Origin of the sequence: Mesorhizobium sp. LSHC420B00 (assembly GCF_000503055.1) — a bacterium.
Taxonomy (GTDB): Bacteria; Pseudomonadota; Alphaproteobacteria; order Rhizobiales; family Rhizobiaceae; genus Mesorhizobium.
Genome location: NZ_AYVY01000065.1, coordinates 1 through 4,270, shown reverse-complemented (window position 1 = coordinate 4,270; position 4,270 = coordinate 1). Strand labels below are relative to the sequence as shown.

6 protein-coding genes and 1 pseudogene are annotated in these 4,270 nt (G+C 60.5%); all 7 read left to right on the top strand.

All coding sequences use genetic code 11. The annotated features are described in order from the left end of the window. Window positions 1-697, top strand: a 697-nt coding sequence (locus X760_RS73360; protein WP_023723223.1) for a type IV secretion system protein, incomplete at its 5' end; no start/stop codon positions are given. 183 nt (window positions 698-880) lie between these two features. Further along, window positions 881-1,204, top strand: a complete 324-nt coding sequence (locus X760_RS73355; RefSeq protein WP_023723222.1) for a type IV secretion system protein — start codon at window positions 881-883, stop codon at window positions 1,202-1,204. A gap of 4 nt (window positions 1,205-1,208) precedes the next feature. Then, entirely contained in the window at window positions 1,209-2,084 is an 876-nt protein-coding gene (locus X760_RS73350) for a type IV secretion system protein (RefSeq protein ID WP_084643200.1), read from the top strand. A 72-nt stretch (window positions 2,085-2,156) separates the two neighbouring features. Next, window positions 2,157-2,870: a type IV secretion system protein gene (locus X760_RS73345; protein WP_023723220.1), complete on the top strand. Its 714-nt coding sequence runs from the start codon at window positions 2,157-2,159 to the stop codon at window positions 2,868-2,870. An 8-nt stretch (window positions 2,871-2,878) separates the two neighbouring features. Continuing rightward, on the top strand, window positions 2,879-3,274 hold the full coding sequence (locus tag X760_RS73340; RefSeq protein ID WP_198030589.1) for a TrbG/VirB9 family P-type conjugative transfer protein: 396 nt from the start codon (window positions 2,879-2,881) through the stop codon (window positions 3,272-3,274). Between the two features lie 8 nt (window positions 3,275-3,282). After that, entirely contained in the window at window positions 3,283-3,813 is a 531-nt protein-coding gene (locus X760_RS73335; RefSeq protein WP_023723218.1) for a TrbG/VirB9 family P-type conjugative transfer protein, read from the top strand. Further along, window positions 3,813-4,270, top strand: a pseudogene (locus X760_RS73330) (hypothetical protein); the annotation flags it as partial. The gene X760_RS73335 and the pseudogene X760_RS73330, both read left to right, overlap by 1 nt.

Below are 4,270 nucleotides of genomic sequence, written 5' to 3'. Positions count from 1 at the left end.
GGCAAGCACGGCCCATGCACAGATTGCCGTCATTGATGGCGCCAATCTCGATATAGCCCGCAAGAATGCGGACAACACCAACTCCATCATGGACTCCAACAAGGATATTCTGAAAAAGAGCGAGGAGATCCTGCAGGCTCTCAGCGGCAGTCGTGACGGTTCGCTCGGCATCGGACAAATGGGCCTCGGCGGCAACATGTCGATTGCCCAGGCTCCGTCGTTCGGATCGATCCTGAACGGCGGCGCGCTTTCGTTTGGTGGCCTGTCGCCCGAAATCCAGAAGATCGCCGGCGCGGTCATAAACGGGCTCCAGCTGGTGAAGCAGCTCCAGCAGATTACCGGCAAGGAGACCAGCGCCGTCAACACCGCCTATGGCGGCAGCGTCAATGTGGCCTCGCTGCTAAGCGCATTGACCTCGCAGGCTTCGCAGGGCGTTACCCAGCGCCAACAGTCTCTGCAGTCAGCGAGCGGGCAGATCGGGCAGTCGCAGGACGTCAAGGGTTCGGTGGACCAGAACACACGAATGCAGCTGGAAAACGCGCGCGCCGTCAACGAACTGATCGGCGTCCAGAACGGCGCGGTCGCGGCCCTTAATGAGAAGCTGAAGGGAGATCTTCTTCGCCAGAGCCAAGTGCAGAAGATGATGACACCGCGCACCGTCAATCCGTTCGCGGAATTCGGCAAGAGCGGAGGCTGAGCGCTTGTCGCGGCGAGTCCTGCGCATATGCGTTGTGATTGGGCTCGGCGCAGGGCTTTTTGGATGCGCAAATCGCGAACTGAAAGCGCCGTGCGGGCCTTTGTCGTATGCCCACGCCGACGAATGCGGCGCGCTGAAGCCGGTCAATTCAACGCCGTTCGCCAACATCATTGACGAGGATCCATGAACGGTCTCGCCGCAAGCATCCTCGGTGGCATTGACAACATCGGCGAGGACTTCGTTCGCACCGTCTATATGCAGTTGGGCAATGCGATGGGCAACGTCTTCACGCTGATGCTGACCCTTTATATCGTGTGGTGGGGCTATTCGATTTTGAGCGGGCGTGAGTCGATTTCGCCAATCGAAGCGGCCTATCGCCTCGGCCGCGCCGTCATCATCTATCTGCTGCTGACCGGATGGGGAACATTTTCCGCGACGATCTATCAGCTCGTGCAAAGCATTCCAGACGAGGTCGGTAAGGTGATCGTCGGCGCCGTGNGGGCGTGAGTCGATTTCGCCAATCGAAGCGGCCTATCGCCTCGGCCGCGCCGTCATCATCTATCTGCTGCTGACCAGATGGGGGACATTTTCCGCGACGATCTATCAGCTCGTGCAAAGCATTCCAGACGAGGTCGGTAAGGTGATCGTCGGCGCCGTGTCGCGGGCCACCGGCAATCAGCTCAGCGATCAGGCGGCAATTCCAGCGCTGATCGACAATCTCTACCAAGGGGCGCAGGACGTCGCCAATCAGGTCTATAGCGGATCCTTCTATGACATTTTTGGCGCGCTCTTGTCGCTGCTCGTCCTGCTGTCTGCCATCATCTTCGCAGCGCTTGCCATTGCCGCGATCATCGCCGCCAAGGTGATGTTGTTCATCACGCTGGCCTTGGCGCCGATATGGATCATTCTCTGGCTTTACCGATGGTCCTCGCGCATGAGCGAAGGCTTCCTTTCGCTGAGCACCTTCCTGATGATCCAGCAAGTCCTGATCTACGGCTTTCTCGGTTTCTACTTCTCGCTCGTCAACGCGGCGCTGAACACCGCCACGTCCGGCGGAGCGACCATGGACAGCAAAATGTCGCTGGTGCTGCCGCTGGTGCTGGTGACGATCATCGGGATCTACGTTCTCATGCAGATACCTTCGATTGCTTCGATCCTGAATGGCGGCGGGTATCTGAGCACCGTGGGAGCATACAATCCTTATAGAAACTTCGGCAGAAACGCCGTGCGCTATTCCGGCGCGCGATGGGTCGCAGGCCGCGCCGCTCGCGGCGCCCGACAGCTCGCGGCAAACAGTTTTCGATCTTCGCGAGCAGCTAGGGCGGATGCCGCAACCCGGTCCGCCATCCAGCAAGGTGCGCGCGATAACTCCAGGCCTCTGGCCTAGGACACAAGAACGATCACCGATCGCGGCGTGGATCAGAATGCGTCGCGCAAACGAGGCAATAGTAACGTGACAATGCCAGTGGAAACGGCTGCCGACCGCAGCAGCGAACTCGTCGACAAGCGCTATTACAGGGCGGGCGCGACCTGGGAAGACGACACGCACCGGTCAATGCGTCGATCGCGTACATTGGCCTGGATCATCAGCGGCGTTTCCGGACTGGTGGCGGTGCTGTCTCTGTTGGCGCTCGTGCTGATCCTGCCGCTCCGGCAGTTCGAACCGTATGTTGTCGAGGTCGACAAATCGACGGGCTACCTCGAAATCATGCGCGCGCTGAAGCCTGGAGATTTGTCGCAGAACGAAGCCGTCACGGCGGCCAATCTGGTCCGCTATATCAGGGCCCGGGAAACCTACGATTCCCGTGAACTGAAACAGAATTACGACCTGGCCCAGCTCTACTCCACCGACGCGGCATCCAAGGATTTGACGTGGCTTTATACGCCTGCAAATCCACAATCGCTGGACAAGATTTTTGGCCGCAATGTCACTGTCTCGGTCGAGATCAAGTCGGTTTCCCTGCTCAATCGCAACACAGCCTCGGTGCGCTTTGCCACGACGACGCGGCGGGACAATTCGTCCACCACCGACGATTGGGTGGCGGTGATAAAATTCCGCTACACCTCAACGCCGCTCAAGAACGAATGGCGTTTCGACGACCCGTTGGGATTTCAGGTTACGGACTACCGCCGCGATCAGGAATCGGCGCCCGCTGCGGGGAGCCTACAATGAGATGGCGCGTGGGCCTTGCGCTGTCGGTCGCCCTTCTGCTCGGCACCATGCACGGCGCGGCCGCACGCGACGGCCGCATCCGATATGTCACCTTCAACAACGACGACGTGACGTCGGTGCGCGCCGCCCTTGGTATTTCCACGATGGTCGAGCTCAGCCCGACCGAAGTCATCGAAACCGTGTCGGCTGGCGACACGAAAGGCTGGTCGATCATCCCCAAACGCGGATCGCGGTTTCTNCGAAGTCATCGAAACCGTGTCGGCTGGCGACACGAAAGGCTGGTCGATCATCCCCAAACGCGGATCGCGGTTTCTGTTCGTCAAGCCGCTGGAGCGCGATGCGTGGACCAACGTCAACGTGGTCACCAACCGGCGCGTCTATTCCTTGCTGCTGCAGGCCACTGACAATAGCCGTGACCGGGCATCCTTCCAGGTCCGGTTCAAATACCCGGACGAGGATATCAACGCGCGCCTGCTCNAATAGCCGTGACCGGGCATCCTTCCAGGTCCGGTTCAAATACCCGGACGAGGATATCAACGCGCGCCTGCTCGCACAGGCCAAGGAGAGCGCCGCCGATCCGGATTTAAAGGATCTGAACTATGCCGATCTCAATTACGACTACGCCTACAAGGGCGACGACAGCCTGAAGCCGCGCACCGTATTCGACGACGGCACCAAGGTGTTTCTGGAGTTCAAGGGCGATATTCCGGCGATCTTCGTAGTCGACGACAAGCGTCAGGAGTCGCTGGTAAACGTTCGCACGCAGGGCAAATACACCGTCATCGACAAGGTCGCACGGCAATTCACCTTGCGGGCTGATGGCAAGACGCTCTGCCTCTACAATCGGGCGCGACCCAACGCAATCGATCCGGTCGAGCAGGTCTACGGTCCAACGAAACTGACAGGCGGCTCCACCCTGTTCGGATCGAGCGGAGGGCGGTGATGACCCAGATCGACTATCACCAACTGGACGGCAGCCCGACGGTCGCGCGCCGCGGTGCGGGCGTGGGTACCAGGATCGCCCTGATGGGCCTCGGCGTGGTGCTCGTAGGCGCGCTGATATGGCTGAACTGGCCTCGGGAGCCGGTATCGCGCGATGTTCGCAGCGATGGCGAGGAAAACTTCAACCCGCCCGAGTTCCGCCCGCCGGCCTTGAACGAACCGCCGCAACCTGCCGACGGAACGATCGACCAGATCGTGGTGCCGCCACCGGCCGCCGACCAGAACGGCACGCAGCAAGCCGATAATGTCGATCAGACCGTGCAGCAAGGCGCGGATCTCGATGCGCAGCGACGCGCGCTGGAGGCGCAAATGGCGGCCGAGGAGGCACGCCGCAAGGCTGAGGCGGAAGAAGCCCGCCGCGAAGCCGCGGCAGAGGAAGAGGCTCGCCGTAAGGCAGA